The organism is Nocardioides ultimimeridianus (assembly GCF_054777895.1).
On record NZ_BAAHAB010000020.1, the window covers coordinates 175,829 to 194,742 of the forward strand.

The 18,914-nt window shown below is 70.3% G+C and carries 18 protein-coding genes and 1 tRNA gene; 14 read left to right on the forward strand and 5 right to left on the reverse strand.

Annotation, left to right across the window (positions count from 1 at the left end; all coding sequences use genetic code 11):
* Together ACYU8V_RS17830 and ACYU8V_RS17835 are read right to left on the reverse strand one after the other, a co-directional pair.
* Positions 1–813, reverse strand: a complete 813-nt coding sequence (locus ACYU8V_RS17830; protein ID WP_460849252.1) for a hypothetical protein — start codon at positions 811–813, stop codon at positions 1–3.
* Positions 814–929: 116 nt separating this feature from the next.
* Positions 930–1,088 (reverse strand): DUF5679 domain-containing protein, encoded by a 159-nt coding sequence (locus tag ACYU8V_RS17835; RefSeq protein ID WP_181407747.1) that lies wholly within the window; start codon positions 1,086–1,088, stop codon positions 930–932.
* 141 nt (positions 1,089–1,229) lie between these two features.
* On the opposite strand from ACYU8V_RS17835, the gene ACYU8V_RS17840 reads away from it, so the two are divergent.
* From ACYU8V_RS17840 to ACYU8V_RS17850, 3 genes are all read left to right on the forward strand, one after another.
* Complete coding sequence (locus ACYU8V_RS17840) at positions 1,230–2,048, forward strand: enoyl-CoA hydratase/isomerase family protein (RefSeq protein WP_460849254.1); 819 nt, start codon at positions 1,230–1,232, stop codon at positions 2,046–2,048.
* A 332-nt stretch (positions 2,049–2,380) separates the two neighbouring features.
* Positions 2,381–3,451, forward strand: a complete 1,071-nt coding sequence (locus tag ACYU8V_RS17845; protein ID WP_460849256.1) for a PHP domain-containing protein — start codon at positions 2,381–2,383, stop codon at positions 3,449–3,451.
* Positions 3,452–3,461: 10 nt separating this feature from the next.
* A complete protein-coding gene (locus ACYU8V_RS17850) occupies positions 3,462–3,845 on the forward strand; it encodes a M48 metallopeptidase family protein (RefSeq protein ID WP_460849257.1) in 384 nt (127 codons plus the stop codon).
* On the opposite strand, the gene ACYU8V_RS17855 is transcribed toward ACYU8V_RS17850, so the two are convergent.
* Together ACYU8V_RS17855 and ACYU8V_RS17860 are read right to left on the reverse strand one after the other, a co-directional pair.
* Positions 3,842–4,390, reverse strand: coding sequence for an NUDIX hydrolase (locus ACYU8V_RS17855; protein WP_460849258.1), 549 nt, complete (start codon positions 4,388–4,390; stop codon positions 3,842–3,844). The genes ACYU8V_RS17850 and ACYU8V_RS17855 overlap by 4 nt on opposite strands.
* On the reverse strand, positions 4,387–5,724 hold the full coding sequence (locus ACYU8V_RS17860) for a zinc-dependent metalloprotease (protein WP_460849259.1): 1,338 nt from the start codon (positions 5,722–5,724) through the stop codon (positions 4,387–4,389). Before ACYU8V_RS17860 ends, ACYU8V_RS17855 begins: the two co-directional genes overlap by 4 nt.
* Before the next feature lie 24 nt (positions 5,725–5,748).
* Between ACYU8V_RS17860 and ACYU8V_RS17865 the strand changes: the two genes are divergently transcribed.
* The 5 genes from ACYU8V_RS17865 to ACYU8V_RS17885 are packed head-to-tail and all read left to right on the forward strand — an operon-like array spanning position 5,749 to position 11,094.
* Positions 5,749–6,177, forward strand: a complete 429-nt coding sequence (locus ACYU8V_RS17865; RefSeq protein WP_460849261.1) for a molybdenum cofactor biosynthesis protein MoaE — start codon at positions 5,749–5,751, stop codon at positions 6,175–6,177.
* Between the two features lie 36 nt (positions 6,178–6,213).
* On the forward strand, positions 6,214–6,531 hold the full coding sequence (locus ACYU8V_RS17870; RefSeq protein WP_460849262.1) for a hypothetical protein: 318 nt from the start codon (positions 6,214–6,216) through the stop codon (positions 6,529–6,531).
* A gap of 34 nt (positions 6,532–6,565) precedes the next feature.
* Positions 6,566–7,621 carry a YlbL family protein gene (locus ACYU8V_RS17875; RefSeq protein WP_460849264.1) on the forward strand — a complete coding sequence of 352 codons (1,056 nt, stop codon included), beginning with the start codon at positions 6,566–6,568 and terminating at the stop codon, positions 7,619–7,621.
* A gap of 19 nt (positions 7,622–7,640) precedes the next feature.
* Positions 7,641–8,195 (forward strand): PPA1309 family protein, encoded by a 555-nt coding sequence (locus ACYU8V_RS17880; RefSeq protein WP_460849265.1) that lies wholly within the window; start codon positions 7,641–7,643, stop codon positions 8,193–8,195.
* Positions 8,188–11,094 (forward strand): UPF0182 family membrane protein, encoded by a 2,907-nt coding sequence (locus ACYU8V_RS17885; RefSeq protein WP_460849266.1) that lies wholly within the window; start codon positions 8,188–8,190, stop codon positions 11,092–11,094. The genes ACYU8V_RS17880 and ACYU8V_RS17885 overlap by 8 nt, the downstream gene beginning before the upstream one ends.
* A 1-nt stretch (position 11,095) precedes the next feature.
* Here ACYU8V_RS17885 and ACYU8V_RS17890 read toward each other — a convergent pair whose 3' ends face one another.
* The gene (locus ACYU8V_RS17890; protein WP_460849267.1) at positions 11,096–11,749 is read right to left on the reverse strand and encodes an alpha/beta hydrolase; all 654 of its coding nucleotides are present in this window, start codon (positions 11,747–11,749) and stop codon (positions 11,096–11,098) included.
* Between the two features lie 101 nt (positions 11,750–11,850).
* Between ACYU8V_RS17890 and ACYU8V_RS17895 the strand changes: the two genes are divergently transcribed.
* The 6 genes from ACYU8V_RS17895 to ACYU8V_RS17920 all read left to right on the forward strand — a co-directional run bounded on the left by ACYU8V_RS17895 (position 11,851) and on the right by ACYU8V_RS17920 (position 18,902).
* Positions 11,851–11,927: transfer RNA gene (locus ACYU8V_RS17895), tRNA-Met, on the forward strand.
* Positions 11,928–12,239: 312 nt separating this feature from the next.
* Positions 12,240–12,698: a hypothetical protein gene (locus ACYU8V_RS17900; RefSeq protein ID WP_460792699.1), complete on the forward strand. Its 459-nt coding sequence runs from the start codon at positions 12,240–12,242 to the stop codon at positions 12,696–12,698.
* A complete protein-coding gene (locus ACYU8V_RS17905) occupies positions 12,695–15,073 on the forward strand; it encodes a hypothetical protein (protein WP_460849269.1) in 2,379 nt (792 codons plus the stop codon). Before ACYU8V_RS17900 ends, ACYU8V_RS17905 begins: the two co-directional genes overlap by 4 nt.
* Before the next feature lie 904 nt (positions 15,074–15,977).
* Entirely contained in the window at positions 15,978–17,117 is a 1,140-nt protein-coding gene (locus tag ACYU8V_RS17910; protein WP_460792697.1) for a Fic family protein, read from the forward strand.
* A 286-nt stretch (positions 17,118–17,403) separates the two neighbouring features.
* Positions 17,404–17,904 carry an ImmA/IrrE family metallo-endopeptidase gene (locus ACYU8V_RS17915; protein ID WP_460792696.1) on the forward strand — a complete coding sequence of 167 codons (501 nt, stop codon included), beginning with the start codon at positions 17,404–17,406 and terminating at the stop codon, positions 17,902–17,904.
* A complete protein-coding gene (locus ACYU8V_RS17920) occupies positions 17,901–18,902 on the forward strand; it encodes a hypothetical protein (protein WP_460792695.1) in 1,002 nt (333 codons plus the stop codon). Before ACYU8V_RS17915 ends, ACYU8V_RS17920 begins: the two co-directional genes overlap by 4 nt.
* Positions 18,903–18,914: the final 12 nt, after the last annotated feature.

Consider the following 18,914-nt stretch of genomic DNA (forward strand, 5'->3'; position numbering starts at 1 on the left):
TCACTCGAACGGCAACTGGTCCCAGGAGCAGCCGCAGTCGGGGTGGCGCAGCCAGCGGGTGATCCGCGGAGCGCCGTTGGGCTCGTCGGGCGCGGGCAGGTCCACGGTGGCCGACCAGGTGCCGGGCTCGCCGCCGGCCAGATAGGTGCGCAGGTCCCGCAGGGCCCAGGTGAGCGCCCCGAGCTCGAGCAGCGGGTCGGGCTGCTCGGGATGGCGCCGGGCCGCGCGCGCCGCCTGGGTGAGCAGCAGCGCGCGCCGCGGGTCGGCCTCCGACTCGTGCGCGTCGACACAGCACAGGCACGCCGTCGCACCGGGTACGACGAACGGGCCGATCCGCCACGCGCCCTCCAGCAGGCTCACCAGCAGGTGCGGGCTGCCCGACCGGAGCAGGCCGTCGGCGATGTCGCGGGGGACCGGCCCGGCGACCGCGACCAGCCAGGCCTCCGCGTCGATGTCGTCACGGCGCAGTCCGGCCACCTCGAGCAGGGGAGCGATGCGGTCGGCGAGGGCGGCGTCGAGGACGGACACCCCCACCGCGGGCAGCGGCGGCGGGGCCTCGGCGCTGGTCAGGTGGCCCGCCGCGTGCAGCCGCGCCAGCGCGTCGCGGACGGCCGGGTGGTCCAGGTCGACCTGCCGGGTCGGGGTGGTGATCGGGTCGAGGTGCTCGAGGAGCGCGCCGACGGCGGGCTCGTCCCGCAGCAGCACCGGGTGCGCCCCGATGCCGATCTGCAGGGTGTGGTCGTCGCGGCGGAGGACGGGCCGCCCGCCACGCAGCGTCGGCAGGGTCGGCAGCTGACCGAGAGTGGGTGCCATGGCAGCAGGGTCGCATCGCGGCGGCGTACGCGTCGGCCTCTCTCCACAGCCCCGAAAAGCGAGCACGGGCGGCGCCACCCGGAGGTGGGGCCGCCCGTGACGTCAGGCTGGGGCGCTCAGGCCTTGCCGAGGATGCGGTTGAGGTTGGTGCCGCACTCGGGGCACACGGCCTTGGCCATGCGGGTGCCCTTGTCGTTCACCTTGACCTCGCCGGTCGCCTCGCGCTTCGCCTTGCACTTCACGCAGTAGAACTCGCCGCTCCAGGTCTCCGCCATGACGGCCTCCTTGCTCATCTTCTTGTGTGGTCGTCGCGGCGGGGAATCGGTATGGGGAAGCCCGCCGGAGCCGGACGCGTCGCCTCCGGCCTCGGTCGACCCTACGGCACGGTGTCCGCGTGGCCCAGTAGCCTCCCCCGCATGTCTGGAGACAGCCTCACCACGCCTGCGCCCACGCTCACCCACCTCCGGCTGGAGCGACCGGCGCCCGGCGTGGCTCTGCTGATCCTCGACCAGCCCGACCGGCGCAACGCGATGAGCGATGAGATGACCGCCTCGTGGGTGGCCGCGGTCGACCACCTGGCGGCCGATCCGACGGTCCGGGTGGTCGCGGTGACGGGCGAGGGCAAGGGCTTCTGCTCGGGCGGCGACCTGTCCTGGCTGGCCGCGGAGCCGGACGCCTCGGTGGACCGGCTGCGCTCCAAGATGCTGCCGTTCTACCGGGCGTGGCTGTCCATCCGCCGGCTCGAGGTGCCCACGATCGCCGCCATCAACGGCGCGGCGATCGGCGCCGGGCTGTGCATGGCGCTGGCCTGCGACATCCGGTACGCCGCGGCGGGTGCCCGGATGGGCCTGCCGTTCACCAAGCTGGGCATCCACCCCGGGATGGCCGGCACCTACCTGCTTCCCGACGTGGTGGGGCCCGCCGCCGCCCGCGACCTGTTCCTGACCGGGCGCCTGGTCGACGCCGACGAGGCGCTGCGGCTCGGGCTGGTGTCGCGGGTGATCGACGACGAGCGGTTCCTCGACGAGGTGCTGGCGACCGCGGCCGAGGTGGCCGGCACCGCGCCGATCGCGACCCGGCTGACCAAGACGGCGCTGGCGCGCGGGCACGCGAGCCTGGAGGCGTGCCTGGACTGGGAGGCGATCGCCCAGCCGGTCACCCTGGCCACCGAGGACCTGCAGGAGGGGATCCGGGCCGCGCAGGAGCGGCGGACGCCGGAGTTCCGGGGTCGGTGACGGGAAGGTGAAAAGGCCCCCGGTCCGCCGTTGACGTGGTTCGCCTTCCCCTTGCGAGCCTCGCCTGGCGGCCCGGAGGCCTCATCTGGTGACGACGCTAGGAGTGCGGCAGGTCGGGGTCAATGCGGTGGGCGTGTCGCCTGTGGACAGAGCTGGGGACAAACCTGTGGACATCTGGGGATCACGGGGGAGGGTGCTGTGGATAGAGGGGGAGGGGTTGTGGAGAGCGGTGGGGGAACGATGCGGAGAGCAGCGTCGTACCGTGGGATGACCTGCGCAAACGCGTCGGTCCACAGGCCCCGCCGTTGTCCACCGGCTGTGGAGGAGAAAATGTGAGGCACGCCATGAAGGATCGGGAGTCGTACGACGGCGGCCCCGTCGCGGCGCTGCGCCGGATCGCGTTCCTGCTCGAGCGCGGGCGCGCGGACAGCTACAAGGTCAAGGCGTTCCGCGGCGCGGCCGCAGCGATCCTGCCGCTGCCGCCCGAAGAGGTGGCCGCGGCCGCCGAGGCCGGCACGCTGACGAAGATCCCGGGCGTCGGTGCGAGCACGGCGGCGGTCATCGCCGACGCGGTGGCCGGCGTACTGCCCGCACGCCTGGCCGAGGCGGAGGCGGAGTACGGCGGTCCGCTGACCGCCCACGGCGGCGGCACCGCGCTGCGGGCGGCCCTGCGCGGGGACCTGCACTCGCACTCGGACTGGTCCGACGGGGGCTCCCCGATCGAGGAGATGGCGATGACGGCCATCGAGCTGGGCCACGAGTACCAGGTGCTGACCGACCACTCGCCGCGCCTGCGGGTGGCCAACGGGCTCTCGGCGGAGCGGCTGGCCAAGCAGCTCGGCGTGATCGACGCCGTCAACGCCCACCTCGGCGGAGGGTTCACGCTGCTGAAGGGGATCGAGGTCGACATCCTGGACGACGGCGCTCTCGACCAGACCGACGAGATGCTCGCGCGGCTCGACCTGCGCGTGGCCAGCGTCCACTCCAAGCTCGCGATGGAGGCGCCGGCGATGACCCGGCGGATGGTGGCGGCGGTCCGCAACCCGTTCACCAACGTGCTGGGCCACTGCACCGGCCGGCTCGTGACCGGCGGCCGCGGGACGCGCAAGCAGTCGACGTTCGACGCCCGGGCGGTGTTCGAGGCGTGCGCCGAGGAGGGCGTGGCCGTCGAGATCAACTCCCGGCCCGAACGGCGCGACCCACCGACCAGGCTGCTGGAGCTGGCGCGCGACATCGGCTGCGTGTTCTCGATCGACTCCGACGCCCACGCCCCGGGCCAGCTCGACTTCCCGGTGCTGGGCTGTGAGCGGGCCGAGGACGCGGGCATCGAGGCGGACCGGATCGTCAACACCTGGCCGCGTGACCGGTTGCTGGAGTGGGCTGCGTCACGTCTGAGCGGCTAGGTTTCTGGCCATGCCGCCGGAGCCGAAGCCGAAGCGACTTCCGCGGCGCCGTCGTACGCCGGACGCGGACCTGATGCGGCGCGCGACCGAGCTCAGCGACACCTACCTGGGTGGCCTGGCCGTGCCGGTGTCGGTCAGCTGGGTGTCGAACCAGCGCGCCCGCTGGGGCTCGTGCACGCCGGGGGACCGGACGATCCGGCTCTCGGAGCGGCTGCAGCGGATGCCGGACTGGGTCGTGGACTACGTGCTGATGCACGAGCTGGCCCACCTGCTCGAGCCGCAGCACGACGAGCGGTTCTGGGCGTGGGTGGGGCACTACCCGAAGACCGAGCTGGCGAAGGGCTACCTGCTGGGGTGGTCGGATGCGGCGCGGGTGGAGCCGCCGCCGGGCTAGCGCGGGGCCAGCAGCTCCCGCGCCCGCGCGATCAGGTCGTGCATGGCCGGCTCGAGCTCGGGCAGGTCGTCGACCGGCCACCAGCGGACCGCGAGCGACTCCTCGCTGACGGCGTGGCGGGCATCGGCGGGAGCGGCGGCGACGTACCGCACATCGAGGTGGTCGACGTCCCCGCGGTCCCCGCAGAACGCCACCGTGTGCACGTCGAGCTGCACCGGCTCGGGATGGAACCGCAGGACCGCCAGCCCCGACTCCTCGTGCGCCTCGCGCTCGGCGACCGCGCTCAGCGTTGCGTCGCCGGGCTCGCAGTGGCCGCCGAAGTGGAACCAGCGGCCCGCCTTGCGGTGCAGGTTCAGCAGCACCCGGTCGCCGGGCTCGTCGATGACCAGCGTGCCGGCGGTGAGGTGCGCGGGGTACGCCGAGCGCCACACGCCGTCCGGGTTCGATTCCAGGTGCTCGACGTAGCGCAGGCGCAGCTGCTCCTGGGCCGGCGTCGGCGCGGACCAGCCGCGCAGCGTGGCCAGGGCGTCGGCGTGCAGCGTCACTCGGCGGCGGGCGTCTCGCCGTCGCCCGGCCCCTCCAGCAGCCGACGCAGCTCGGCGTCGAACTCGTCCGCGCTCAGCTCGTCCGGAGCGGTCGCCTCGGCCCGGAACGACAGCGGGTCGTCCAGGTCGGCGGCGGTCGGCAGCAGGTCGGGGTGCATCCAGACGCCGTCACGCGCCTCGGGGCCCGAGCGGGCGCGCAGGCCGCCCCACAGCGTGGAGGCGTCGCGCAGCCGGCGGGGCCGCAGCTCCAGGCCGACCAGCGCCGCGAAGGTCTGCTCGGCGGGACCACCGGCCGCGCGGCGGCGGCGTACGGCCTCGCGCAGCTTGTCGGCGGTGGGCATCCGCTCGGCGGCCGCCTGCCCGACGACCTCGTCCACCCAGCCCTCGACCAGCGCGAGCGCCGTCTCGAGGCGGGCCAGCGCGGCCTCCTGGGCGGGCGACTTCGGCGCCTCGAACATGCCGTTCTCGAGCAGCTCCTGCATCGACTCGATGTTGGTCGGGTCGATGCCGCGCAGCTGCTCCTGCATGCGCTCCTGCAGCTCCTGGGCGTTGAGCTCCAGGCCGCGAGCGTAGTCGGTGACGGCGCCGATCAGGTGCTCGCGCAGCCACGGGACGTGAGCGAACAGCCGCTGGTGCGCGGCCTCCCGCAGGGCGAGGTAGAGGACCACGTCGTCCTCGCCGACCCCGAGCCCCTCCGCGAAGGAGCGCACGTTGCTCATCACCAGCGCGGCCTTGCCGGGCGCGCCGAGCGGCAGCCCGACGTCGCTGGCCGTCAGCACCTCGCCCGCCAGCCCGCCCAGGCCCTGGCCGACCTGGTTGGCGAGCATCGCGCCCACGGCCTGGCCGAGGATGCCGAGCAGGGGACCGGCAGCGACCTTGAACTCCTCGGGCACGACACCGCCGACCCCGCCCACCGAGCGCTCCGCGACGGGCTCGACGAGCACCTGCCACACCGGCCTGGTCTCGACGATCCAGTCGGCGCGGCTCCAGGCGGCCGTCGTCGAGACACCGGACGGGAAGGCTGTCGCCGTGTCGAGCCAGTGGTCGGCCAGCTGGATGCTGTCAGCGACCCGGCCCGCGTCGCGCGTGCTCGGGGTCGGGTCGGGCTCCGCGGCGACCGCGCGGCGGGCCAGGTCGATGGCGACGTCCCAGTTCAGCGGGCCCTCGTACGGTCGCGTCATTTCTTGGAACTGCCGCGACAGCTGGCTGAAGAAGTCCGCTCCGCCCCCGGGGCCTCCGAAGGCGCCCCCGAGCGCGCCGAAGATCTGCTCGAAGGGCGTGCCCTTGAACGGGTTGTCGGCGTCGTCGGGGCCGCCGGGCCCTCCGCTGCTCATGCCCCAAATCTATAGGGTGGCGCCATGCCGCATCCCGCCGTACGCCTGGCCGCGATCCGCGACGAGCCGCTGTCCGTGGACGAGGTCCTCGCCGCGCTCGACGAGGCGTCGTCGGGAGGGGTGGTCCTCTTCGTCGGGCGCGTCCGCGACCACGACCACGGGCAGGGCGTGACCGGGCTGTCCTACTCGGCCCATCCCTCCGCGCTCGAGCAGCTCCAGCAGGTGTGCGACCGCGTCGCCGAGGAGTACGACGTGACGGCCCTGGCCGCCGTGCACCGGGTCGGCGACCTGGCGATCGGGGACGCGGCGGTCATCGTCGCGACCGCGTCCGCGCACCGGGGGAGCGCCTTCGACGCCAGCGAGGCGCTCATCGACACGCTCAAGGCGACCGTCCCGATCTGGAAGCACCAGAGCTTCGAGGACGGCACCGAGGAATGGGTCGGCGCGCCCTGACCGGATCCCGGCGGTGCCCGGCCTACCGTTGACGACGTGGAGATCCTGCTCTGGCTCGTGCCCGCCGCGGTGGTGACCGGCGTGGCGATGCTGGTCGTCGGCTGGCTCGGTCGCGACGAGCGGGGACAGGTCGACCGCGAGACCGCCGCGAGGCTTCTGGGAGAGGCGCTGTCGGCCGAGCCGCGGCGCAGCCCGGGCTACGCGCTGGAGCGGCGTACGCCGGAGCGGAGCACGGGCGTGGCCCTGCGTCCGTCACGACAGCGGCCCGTTCTGCTGCAGGGCGAGGTGGCCGAGGCCGTCGAGCCCGCGCCGGACGTCGAGGGTGTGGTCGTCAAGGAGAGCCGAGCCTCCTGAGGTCTGCTTGCCGCAGGGTGAGAGGGTAGGCGCCATGCACCAGCGCCTGATCGCCGCGTTCGTCGCGGCGCCTCTCGTGCTGGTCCTCGCCACGCTGGCGCTGGCGGTGCCGCTGCCGTTCGCGAGCTTCAGCCCGGGGCCGACGTACGACGTCCTCGGCCGCGACTCGAACGCCGCCCACCTGGTGCAGGTGGACGGCCACGCGACCTACTACGACACCGGCGGGCAGCTGCGCTTCACGACCGTGCGCGAGACCAGCGACGGCGACCGGCTCTCCCTCGGCGAGGCGCTGGGCCGCTGGTTCGACCACAACGACGCGGTGCTGCCCTACGACTACGTGCACCCGGCGGCCTCGACCGCTGTCGACGAGAAGCAGCAGGGCGCCCAGGAGATGGTCAGCTCGCAGGACTTCGCCAAGGCCGTGGCGCTGCGGGAGCTGGGCTACCAGGTCCGGTCGGTCCTCAAGGTCATGGCGGTCTCGCCGGGCACCCCCGCGGCGAGCAAGCTCGAGCCCGGTGACGAGATGCTCGCGATCGACGGCACCCGTCTCGCCGGCACGCAGGCGGGCGGCAAGCTGCTCGTGGACACCATCACCCGGATCGGGACGCATCCGCTGACCCTGACCATCCGCCGCGACGGCAAGACCCAGCAGGTCCGGATCACCCCGGCGGCGACCAAGGACGGACCGAAGATCGGCGTCACGCCGGGCATCGGCTACCACTACCCGTTCGACATCGAGCTGCACATCGACCCGAACGTGGGAGGCCCGAGCGCGGGACTGATGTTCTCGCTGGCGATCTACGACACCCTCACCCCCGGGTCCCTGACCGGTGGGGCGATCGTCGCCGGCACCGGCGAGCTGGAGCCGAGCGGCAAGGTGGACCCGATCGGCGGCATCGCGCAGAAGATCGCCGCCTCCCAGGCCGCGCACGCCCAGCTGTTCCTGGTGCCCAGCGGCAACTGCGTGGACGTGACCAGGCTGCACCCCTCCGGGATGCGGCTGGTCAAGGTCACCACCGCGGAGCAGGCCCTGACCGCCGTCAAGACCTGGGCCGCCGACCACAACGCCGACCTGCCCAGCTGCGGCTGACCCGAGCGAGGAGACAGTGGTGGATTACGAGTTGGATGTCGACCCGGCGCTGGCCTCGGTGGTCCTGGAGCTGGAGAAGCACCACGCCGGCATGGGATGGGACCAGCCAGCCAAGCTCTACGCGCTCGTCGACACCGCGCAGTTCGTCGCGGCCGAGCCCGCACTTGCGATGTCGCTCGGCCTGGACGACAGCCGGGAGCGGGGCTCCCTGACCTCGATCGAGCAGGACGAGCTGCCTTCCGGCGACCGGCTCGAGGACGTCCTCGGCAGCATCGGCTGGCCGCCCAGCGTGGCCGGCTGCGCGGTGGTGGTCGAGCGGCTCGTGCTCCCTCCGGCCGCCGACGGCCAGGTCCCCGAGGACCCCGCGGCCGCGGAGGAGTACGCCCGCGAGCACCCCGACCGCGAGGAGGTGCGGATCGTCGCCGGCGTGACGCGGGACGGGTCGACGTACTGCGCCGTACGGCTGCGCAGCGAGGACGACGACGCGGCCGTGATGGGTGGCGCGGACGTCGTACCGAACCTCGTGGCGGCGCTGCGCGACACCCTGCTGGACGAGGACGCCTCGGATGAGTGAGCTGTTCGACGACGAGCCCGAGGACGTCCCGGCGCCGCCGCGCCGGCGCGGCCGGTGGCTGATCGCGCTCGCCGTCGGTGTGGTCGTCTTCATCTTCCTGCTCAGCGCGTTCGCGTCGCTGTACACCGACGGGCTCTGGTACCACGAGGTCCACTACGGCGAGGTCTTCTCCACCCTGCTCTGGACCAAGGTGGGGTTGTTCCTCGTCTTCGGCGGCCTGATGGCCGCGGTGGTCGGCGGCAACATCGTGCTGGCCTACCGGATGCGCCCGCTGTTCCGGATGGGCGGCGACGCGAGCGTCGAGCGCTACCGCGACGCCGTCACGCCGATCCGCGGCTGGCTGCTGGCCGGGGTGTGCGTCGTGGTCGGCGCGTTCGCCGGTACGTCGGGCATCGGGCAGTGGCGCAACTACCTGCTGTGGCGCAACGCCACGCCCTTCCACCAGAAGGACGCCTACTTCCACAAGGACATCGGCTTCTACGTCTTCCGGCTGCCCTGGTGGCACTGCCTCGCCGACTACGTCATGGCCGTGGCGATCGTGGCCGTGCTGGCGACCGCCGTCGTGCACTACGTGTACGGCGGGATCCGGCTGCACCTGCCCAGCGACCGGCTCTCCGGGGCCGCCCAGGTCCAGATCTCGGCGCTGGCCGGGCTGTTCGTGCTGGCCAAGGCCGCCGACTACTTCCTGGGCCGCTACGACCTGGTCACCGACGACCACTCGCTCTTCACCGGCATGAACTACACCGGGCAGAACGCGGTCCTGCCTGCCCGCAACATCCTGCTCGGGGTCGCGCTGATCTGCGCGGTGCTGTTCTTCCTCAACATCTGGCGGCGCACCTGGCAGCTGCCCACCGTCGGGCTGGCGCTGCTCGCGCTGTCGGCGATCCTGATCGGGATGATCTGGCCCGCGATCGTGCAGGGGTTCCAGGTCAAGCCGTCGGAGGCCGACAAGGAGAACCCCTTCATGCAGGCCAACATCGACGCCACCCAGCAGGCGTACCGGTTGGACAGCGTGAACGACGTGCGCTCCACCGGCACCGCGACCGGCAAGGCGTCGGCCGCCACGCTCGAGAAGGACGTCGCCGACGTACCGGTCGTCGACCCGAAGCAGGTCAGCGACACGTTCCAGCAGCTGCAGCTGCCGGCGAACTACTACCAGGTCCCCAACGTCCTGGACGTCGACCACTACAAGATCAAGGGCCAGCAGGAGCCGCTCGTGCTCGGCGTACGCGAGCTGGACCAGACGGGCATCCCGCCGGCGGACCAGAGCTGGGCGAACCTGCACACCGTCTACACCCACGGCGACGGTGTCATCGCGGCGTACGCCAACAACGTGACCCCGCTCGACACCGCCAACAGCACCAACAGCGGCCGGCTCGTGTGGGCCGAGGGCCTCAACGACTCGACGAAGGGCGTCAAGACCGACCACGACCTCGGCGACTACCGGAGCCAGATCTACTACGGCGAGGACAGCCCTGCCTACTCGATCGTCGGCAGGGCGTCGAGCTCGGCGCCGGAGGTGGAGCTGAGCCTGTCCCCGGGATCGGCGGGCGGCCGCACGACGACGTACACCGGCAGCGGGGGCGTGCCGATCGGTGGCACGTTCAACCAGCTGATGTACGCGATCAAGTTCGGGGAGCCGAACTTCCTGCTGTCCGGCCGGGTCAACTCGGCGTCGAAGGTGCTCTACAACCGCGACCCCGCCCAGCGGGTGGAGAAGGTCGCGCCGTGGTTGACGGTCGACTCCGACCCCTACCCCGCGGTGGTCGACGGGCACGTCGAGTGGATCGTCGACGGCTACACGACGACTGATCGCTACCCGGACTCGCAGAGCGAGTCGTTCCGCTCGATGATCGACGACTCCCTGCAGGAGAGCGGCGGCGCCAGCACCCTGCCGACCGACAAGATCAACTACATGCGCTCGGCGGTCAAGGCCACCGTCGACGCGTACGACGGCACCGTCACCCTCTACCAGTGGGATCAGGAGGACCCGATCCTGCAGACCTGGATGAAGGCCTTCCCGGGCACGGTGCAGCCGGAGGATGCGATCCCGCCGGACCTCAAGGCGCACCTGCGCTACCCCGAGGACCTGTTCAAGGTGCAGCGCTACCAGCTCGCGAAGTACCACGTGACCGACGCGACGCAGTTCCTCGCTGCGAGCGACCAGTGGTCGGTGCCGGCGGACCCGAACTCGGTCGTCGACACGCAGATGCAGCCGCCGTACCGGATGTTCATCGACCAGGACGGCACACAGCAGTGGTCGCTCACGTCGGACTTCGTGCCGCGCGGCAAGAACACGCTGGCGGCGTACATGTCGGTGAACTCGGACGCGACGTCGAACGACTTCGGGAAGATCCAGCTGACCGAGATGTCGAACGCCGGGGTCGACGGACCGGGGACGATCGCCAACGCGATGAGCGGCAACGCGGCGGTCAAGGCCCGACTGCGACTGTTCCCTGCGGGCTCGGCCGCCATGGGCAACCTGCTGACCGTGCCGTTGGACGGCACCTACCTCTACGTCCAGCCGGTCTACGGCGTCCGCGGAGGTACGTCGAGCTTCCGCATCCTGCAGTTCGTGATCGTGTCCTACAACGGCAAGGTCGGGGTCGGCAACGACCTGGCCAGCGCGCTCCGCGACGCCCTCAACGTGCCCGGCGGCAATGGAGGGAACGGCGGCACCGGCGGGAAGGGGAGCGGCGGTCCCGGTCCCGGCGGGTCGCCGGGTCAGACCCTGACCGAGCGGATCGACGCGGCGATCGCGAAGGCCGACGCGGCCTTCGCCAGGGCCGACCTCCTGCAGCGCCAGGGCAAGACCGTCGAGTGGGCCAAGCAGCTCGCGATCGCCAAGCAGCAGGTGGCGCTGGCCGCCTCGCTGGCGGCCGAGCGCCCGGCCAAGTAGGTCAGACCGCGGCGATCTCGCGGCAGGCCTGCAGCGCGAACCGGTTCCACGACCGTACGTCGCGCAGCAGGTAGTGCCCGACCGGCCCCATGTCGGTGAAGCGCGCGGTGCCGACCTCGGCCGCGCGGGCGACGTACCGCCGGGTGGCCTTGGGCGAGGTGATCTTGTCGCGGGCGCCGTGGGCGGCCAGGAGTGTCTTGTCGCGCAGCCGCTCGACCGGGTCGTCGGCGGGTAGCCAGGGCGCGAGCCCGACGACGCCCCGGACGCTCGGGTGGTCGGCGACGGCGGCCGCGGTGCGGGCGCCCATGGAGTGCCCGAGGACCACCACCGGCACGCCCATCGCCTGCTCCAGGTGCTCCAGCGCCCAGCGGGCGTCGGTCACCGGGCTCGGCTCGTCCGCGCGGCCGGCGTTCCACCCGATCATCCGGTAGCGGAGCACTGCGACGGCCACCTCGTCGCGGGCGAGTGGCGAGGCGATGTCGCGAGCCAGGCGTCGTGCGCGGCGCCAGGAGAGGCTGCGGTCGGTGAGAGGCAGAGTGTTGCGCTCGGCGCCGCCGTGCAGCACGAGCACGGTCGCCCGCGGTCGCTCGGGCCCGAAGACGTCGGTGAAGCCGGGGCGCAGGCCCGGTTGGGGTGGGGGGAGGTTGTGCGGCACGGTGGTGGTTCGTTCTCCTCGGAGGTCCGGATGGCCCGATGCCCCATTGTCGCGGGGATTTGGTCGCCTTTGGCGCCATGTCGTAACGTTGGGTTCACCGACGCGGGGTGGAGCAGCTCGGTAGCTCGCTGGGCTCATAACCCAGAGGTCGCAGGTTCAAATCCTGCCCCCGCTACCAAACAAACCTGCGACTGCAGGATTGTCGGAAGGCCTTCCAGGCTTGAACTGGGAGGCCTTCCGTGATTTCAGCCCTCGCCGAACGGTCCGCGAACCGCCTTCGGACAGCCTGCTGCCAGGGCATTTGCCATGGCAGATGCGACCCTGCCACCCCCGTGCTACCCCCCCCTGACCTGGGACTTTGCGCGCCAAAGGGTGGCAAGGGGGTGGCAGTTCGAGTCGACGGTGTTGCGCCGATTGCGCAGCTTCCGGGGGGCCCGGACCGGTCATCCGGCACGCGACCAGAAGGGTCGCCCCACACCGGAGAACCGTCATGAGCTACACCCCCGAGGACCGGATCAGCCGCAAGGACGCCGCCGCCCTGGCCCGCAAAAGCCCGGACACGATCCGCCGCGCGGAGAAGAGGCACCAGATCGAGGTCAGGCCCGATCCGCTCACCGGCGAGGCGACCTACCGTGTTGCCGACCTGCTCGCCCACGACCTCATCAAGATCACCGACCTCGGCATCGCCGGAACCGCCGCGGAGTCCGCCGAGGTCATCAAGTCACGCGGCACCATCACCGACCTCCGGGCTGAGATCGCCGAGACGCAGGGCCGCCTGGTCAGCAGCGACGCCGTCATCGCCACCCTGCGCGAGCAGCTGGCATCGGCAGAGCGGCAGCTCGGCTCGGCCCGCCAGCAGCTGCAGGCCAAGGACCGCCAGCTCGCGGAGTTGACGATCCAGCTCGGCAAGCTCGCCGATGTCATCGCACGGCTGGGAGGACGGGCATGAGCGCCCGGCACGCGGCCGCGATCCGGATGCGGCGCGACCTGCTCTCGCTGCGCGGTCTCGGGCAGCGCCGTCCCGCGGTCTTCGCCGCCTGCGAGGGATTCCCGGTCCTGCTCAGCGAGGCGGAGACCGACCTGGTCGCCCTGATCAACACCGTCAACGACTACGACTACCTGCTCGACCCTGTCGCCGAACGCGACGAGACGGCCCCGGCCGTCTACGTCACCGAGCACCTGCTCAACCACTACGGCCTCAACATGCACGCCGGCGGGAAACGGATTACCGGAGTCGAGTACGTCTGGCGTCGCTACCTGGTGCCGTTCCTGGTCGAGCTCGCCTGGTCCAAGCCCGCTGAGGCGCGGGGGACCGCGGCGCTGCGAATCACCGACACCGAACGGCTGCCGCGGATCCTGGCCGGCACTCAGTCGCTACCCGCGGCCACGGTCGCCGGCGACATCCTCGACCGCCGCGCCGTCAGCTGCCTGCACCTGAGCCTCGAGGACGCCGCCGCCGCGACGGCCGGCGGCACCGATGCCCTCGAACGGGCCATCGCCGACGAGCGGATCCGGACCCACGCCGACCTGCGCACGGGAGCGAGTCTGATCCGTCCCTACGACCTGCGTGCCGCAGGTCTCCTCGTCGAGCCGGCCGACCCGCACGGTGTCAGCGCCGGCACGGCCCGGAACGTCCTGCGCGAGCTCAACGCCGGCCTCGAACGCGCCAGGATGCACGGCGCGGGCCTGATCGGCTGCTTCCTGATGCAGCCCCTGGAGCCGCTGCCCGCGAACCGGCAACGCCCGCGGAGCGTCAGGCGTACCTACGTCTCCATCGCCACCATCGCCCGGCTCATGCCCTACCTTCCCGTCACCGCGCAGGTGACGCTATGGATCGAGCGACTCCTCGGCGTGCGCATCAGCGAAGGATTCGGCCCGTTGGTCTCCGACTACGTCCGCGACGCGAACGGTCGCGGATGGCTAGCAATCGACAAGCAGGGCGGCCTCAGCATGCTGCAACGCGCGCCCGACGGCCTCCTCGAGAAGGTCGAGCACGTCGATGGCACGAAGACCGACGCTGGCGAACGCGTGATCCCACTGCCGCTCCAGCTGGCCGACCTGATCGAGCAGCTCATCGCCGTCTTCCACACCGACCCCGACACCGGACGGGTGCGGACCGACGCCCGGCTGATACCCGGCATCGGCAAGGACGACGCCAGCGGCCAATCGACCTACCGCAACTACCTGAAGGAGGCGTGCGCCCGAGCCGACGTCCAGTTCACGCCCCATACCCTGCGAGGCTCGCTGATCACCGACCTCAAGGAAGCCCAGATCGAAGAGAGGATCAGGTTCGCCTACGCCGGACACGGGTCCGGCACGGACATCCAGTCACGGCACTACGACCTCGGCGTCTCGAAGGCGAAGCTGATCGAGGCGGCCGACGTCCTTGCTAAACTTAGCAACGCCGAATTGGGCGAGTCCGCGTCCTTGCGCGCCGCGACCGGAGTCCGCGAGCAGTGGGGGAGAGGCACCCGGAATCACACGAACCGCGACGTGATCGAGCAGCGCCTCATCGCGGCCAGTTGGCGGGTCCGCGACCACGACCCGATCAAGGGGTCCGCGCTGTCCGTCGAGGAGGTCGCAGCCCGTATGGGCCGCGCGGCCACGACCACGCGCCGCATGATGGCTGCCGGCGAGATTCCCGCGTTCCAACGCCCGTGGCACACCCGCCTGGTGTGGGCCGCGTGGGAGTCGGACGTGCAGAGATGGCTCGACAGCCAGGGAACCGAGCTGCGCGACATCGCGGCCGACGTCGGCTGGAGCTACCACGAGATCTGGACGCTCGCCGTCAAGCTTGGCCTCGGGAAGCCCGACCGCCTTCCCGGCCAGCGCTGGCGCCTCAACGACGAGGACGTGGCGACTCTGCTCGCCGCTGTCGACGCGCGCGAGAGCATCGAGGCGAGATCCATGACGGTCAGCGAGGCATCCGAGCGCCTCGGCATCGGCGTCGACGACGTCACCACTCTGATCGACCACGGCTACGTCAACGTCGTTGAAGCGGCCCCTGAGCATAGGTTTCGTCGGGTCACCGCGTCGTCGGTCGAGGCCTTCGGGCACGACCGCGACACACGGCGTGCTGGCAGGCGGGGCCACGACGACCGGGTCACGGTGCGTCAGGCCGCCCTGCTGCTGAGATGCGATCAGCGCACGGTGCCTCGTTTGGCCCGCGCCGGTGTCCTCGACGTCGTGCAAAGGTCGTCGCGCCAGTATGTGACGCTCACGAGCCTGCTGGCGCACGCCGAGAACACCGACGTCTCGGTAGCGGAGCGGATCCGGGTGGACTTCTCTGCTGGCGGCCGCTGCACCATGCCGCCCGCGGCGTGAGATTCCCGGACGCTACACGCGCGGAGGCCGGCCTGTTCGTGCTGCCGGTATAGGCGGGGGCTTGCACCGGGCCAGCGTCGGCGGCGGCGGTCCCTAGGGGTCGTCCGACCCGACTTCTGCGTCGACGCCGCGTGGGCACGGGACCGACCGTGCCGTCGGTTTACCCAGTGCACTAGTGCATTAGCAGGGGGGCGTTCCTGAACGACTGTCAGCGCGAGCGGGGACGCTGCGGATGTACGGCAGCCCTGCTCTGTCGGCATCTGGCTGAGGCCCCGCCACTGCCCATTCCGAGGATGACCTTGCAAAGCGCCGCACAGGCGAGCGATCGACTTCGGCCCGGCCGCCATCACAGCAGCGGGAAGAAGAACAGGCCCTTTACCCATGCGGGAACCAACCGTGTAGAGGCCGGGGGTTTTGGGAAAAAAGTGACCAGCAATCGCCCTCAAGCAGCCTCCACGCCCGGGGTTTCGCTAAAAAAGTGGCGTCGTGGAGCTAGGGTTTCCTTGAATTGGTGGCATAGGAGCTCGGCGGCGGAACGGTGGTGTGGGTGGTGACTGGCACTCCTCCGAACCCCGCGGGCGACCTTCGTTTCAGCACCCAGGAGACCAAGAGCAGGCTGGCACGGCAACAGAAGGCTGGCCGGGCGGTCCGTCTAGCTCCAGGCATCTACGTCGTGGGGTCCAGCCTCCCTCCGACCGACCTGGCCAAGCGCCACCTGTACGCGATTGTCGCTCACGTTTGGCCGGGCGCCGTACTTTGCGACAGAACCGCGTTCGAGACTCCTGGTGCCTCCGGGTGGGTGTTTGTCTGCCACCCGGAGCCCCCCCGAGGGTCGGACCTGAAGCTTCCCGGCATCACGATCTCCTGCAGGATTGGCCCTGGACGGCTCCCGGGAGACATGCCGATGCCCGAAGGGCTCTCCCTCTCAGGCATAGCGCGCGGGCTGCTGGAAAACGCTGACACGGCCGGTCGCCCACCGACGGGGCGGCCGCCTCGCGCCGCGGGCATGGCTGCCGTGGGAGACCGCATCGACCAGCTCGCATCTGACGTCGATGCACACCGTCTCTCGACCGTGTTCGCCCAGTTCGACACAGTTCGCGGGTACTTCGATCCCGGCGTGGCCGAGAGAGTGCGCGCACTGCTTGCTGCCGCGCTCGGCACCTACCAAGGCGGGAAGATCGAATCCGAACGCCTCGCCGCGCGGGTGGCGGGCAACCCCCTGGACGCCGCCCGCGCGGACCTGTTCGAGAAGACGGCCGCCCTCCTGCAGGACGAGTCCCCTATCGTGCGTTCGAATCTGCGGAAGGATGGCGAACTTGAGTGGCTCCCATTCTTCGATTCCTACTTCTCGAACTACATCGAGGGGACCAGATTCTCCGTCGAAGACGCGTATGCGATCGCCATCGACGGCAAGGACTCCGACCGGCCTCAGGACGCACACGACATCACGGCGACCTACCGAATTGCCAAGGACCCAGAGCTCATGCGCGAAGTTCCGCGCGACGCTGACGACTTCGTGCGGCTGCTCAAGGAACGCCACAGCGTCCTTATGGCTGCGCGTCTCGACAAGCGACCTGGCCAGTTCAAGCAGCTGGCGAACTTCGCAGGCATGACCGCCTTCGTCGCCCCCACCCAGTTGGAAGGGACCCTGCGTGTCGGCTGGGAGCAGATCGCGCGTCTCCGAGATCCGTTTCAGCGGGCAGTGATGACGATGTTCGTCGTCACCGAATGCCACCCATTCGACGACGGTAACGGCCGCCTTGCGCGGATCCTGACCAACGCTGAGCTAGTGAGCGCAGGACAGCAACGCGTCATCATCCCAACCGCCTTCCGCAACAACTACCTCTCGGCTCTCACGGGTGTGACCAACGGCAATGGGCCCCAGGCTCTCGTGTCGGTACTCGACTTCGCTCAGCGCTGGGTAGCGGCGGTCGACTGGTCAGACTGGGACCGCTGCTTGGCCGATGTGACCTCCTCGAATGCATTCGAGGAACCAGCAATCGCGGAGTCGTCAGGCCGCCGGCTTCGGATGCCGCAGGGGTGATCCCAGCACGGCACGCTCCCACACCGACAACCAGGCACCTAACCCTTCGAAGCTGGCCTGTCGGTGTACGCCGCCGTTGTTCCGCCGGTGTGAAGTAGCGGAGTTGTCCGCCGGTGTGAGGGCGCTGCCATGCCGTGACGCGCGCTTCACAACGGCCGGTTGTCAAGTCGCGTCGGCATCTGCCGCGTTAGGCTGACGGCGATAGGAAGGGAGCCAGTCGGCGCCGCCGACGGCCATACAGATCCGGAACGGGCACAGCGTGCAGACCAGAAGGGGTAAGTGAGGCGTGTCGACCGTCGTCACCGAGCCTTCGCGCTTGTCGAACAGCGCGATTCGCGAGTACGCCGAACGCGTTGGTCACCACTACGGCATCTACGACCGGGCCGGCACAGCCGACGTCCACGACCTTGTCACACAGCTTGGCGGCCGGCTTGCCTACGGTGACACCAGCGAGTCGTTGCATGTAAACGCGGTCGGCGACTTCGTGATCTACCTTCCACGTGTTACCTCCTCTCGCCGCGACCGGTTCACGATGGCGCATGAACTCGGTCACTACTTCCTCCACTACCTGCATCCCCAACTCGACGATTCTGCGAGTTTCGGCCGAGGACAACGCAATATGGTCGAAACTCAAGCCAACGTCTTCGCCTCCTCACTATTGATGCCGGAGGCCGAGTTCCGGAAGAGTTGGCAAAGGTCCAGCGGAGACGTGTACGCGCTCGCACGACAATTCGAAGTGTCCCCGGCAGCTGTCGAGGTGCGTGCCAAGGTGCTCCGTCTGCTGTGAGCGCATCCGATCCCCGATCGCTGCTCTTCCTGTCCTGCGACATCGTCGGCTCGACCAAGTACAAGCAGCAGCAGAAGATCTGGCAGGCAACGTTCCTGTCCTTCTATCGTGCCTTCCCCCAGATGCTTGGCGACCTCACGCGAGAGCACAAGTACGAGCCCGGATTCACGCTGTGGAAGCCGGTCGGCGACGAACTCATCTTCACCACCCGCGTACGCAGCGAAGCCGACATCTACACGGCCGTGAGGATATGGCTCCGGGCCATGGATATGTACGAACGCGACGCTCTGGCAGACGTCTCGCTCGCAACCAAGGGAGGGGCATTCGTCGCGACGTTCCCCGGCCCTGACAGCGAGAGCTCAATCCCTCGCAACCCGACCATCGAGACGTCCGACGCCGGCGTGGTCGAACTCAACGACTCCGCCCTGGCCAATCGGACTGAGCAGTATCTCTACGACTACTTCGGGCCGAGCATCGACACCGGCTTCCGAGTGTTCTCCGCGTGCAGCCACCGCTACTTCACCCTATCGGTCGAGGTCGCGTGGGCGCTCGCTCACTGCGCTGTTGATGCGGGAGCCGACGAAACCGTGTTTCCGCTGACAGATCTTCTCCTGCTGGAGACCCGTGAGTTCAAAGGTGTGTGGAACGGCCGCGAGTATCCCCTGTTCGCGCTCGACCGGCAGCACGCGGACCTGGTCAACGTCGCGCTGTCACGACTGCGAGATCGCGCCGTGAAGCCGCTTGACGTGGTCAACCTGTGCCGGGCCTGCGCCGATGAGCCGGCCTGGCCTTCTCGCCTCTATCTCCCCGACTCCCACCACCGCGAGTTCACCATCGTCCCCGAAGACAGCCTCAACGCTCTCCGAGACAACAGCATGGAAGGCGCCGAGACATTGCCCGAAGACATCGGCACCGATGCCCTGGAGGACGAAGCGCCGTTGCCGGCTCCCGTCGCGACGCCGACGACGCCGGACAAACCCCAGGCGCCACCTGCGTGACCGGCAACAACG

Bases quoted from the DNA above. Each gene is read 5' to 3' on its own strand.
- ACYU8V_RS17830 (WP_460849252.1), bottom strand. From the start codon at position 813: ATGGCACCCACTCTCGGTCAGCTGCCGACCCTGCCGACGCTGCGTGGC.
- ACYU8V_RS17835 (WP_181407747.1), bottom strand. From the start codon at position 1,088: ATGGCGGAGACCTGGAGCGGCGAGTTCTACTGCGTGAAGTGCAAGGCG.
- ACYU8V_RS17840 (WP_460849254.1), top strand. From the start codon at position 1,230: ATGTCTGGAGACAGCCTCACCACGCCTGCGCCCACGCTCACCCACCTC.
- ACYU8V_RS17850 (WP_460849257.1), top strand. From the start codon at position 3,462: ATGCCGCCGGAGCCGAAGCCGAAGCGACTTCCGCGGCGCCGTCGTACG.
- ACYU8V_RS17860 (WP_460849259.1), bottom strand. From the start codon at position 5,724: ATGAGCAGCGGAGGGCCCGGCGGCCCCGACGACGCCGACAACCCGTTC.
- ACYU8V_RS17865 (WP_460849261.1), top strand. From the start codon at position 5,749: ATGCCGCATCCCGCCGTACGCCTGGCCGCGATCCGCGACGAGCCGCTG.
- ACYU8V_RS17875 (WP_460849264.1), top strand. From the start codon at position 6,566: ATGCACCAGCGCCTGATCGCCGCGTTCGTCGCGGCGCCTCTCGTGCTG.
- ACYU8V_RS17885 (WP_460849266.1), top strand. From the start codon at position 8,188: ATGAGTGAGCTGTTCGACGACGAGCCCGAGGACGTCCCGGCGCCGCCG.
- ACYU8V_RS17900 (WP_460792699.1), top strand. From the start codon at position 12,240: ATGAGCTACACCCCCGAGGACCGGATCAGCCGCAAGGACGCCGCCGCC.
- ACYU8V_RS17905 (WP_460849269.1), top strand. From the start codon at position 12,695: ATGAGCGCCCGGCACGCGGCCGCGATCCGGATGCGGCGCGACCTGCTC.
- ACYU8V_RS17910 (WP_460792697.1), top strand. From the start codon at position 15,978: ATGCCCGAAGGGCTCTCCCTCTCAGGCATAGCGCGCGGGCTGCTGGAA.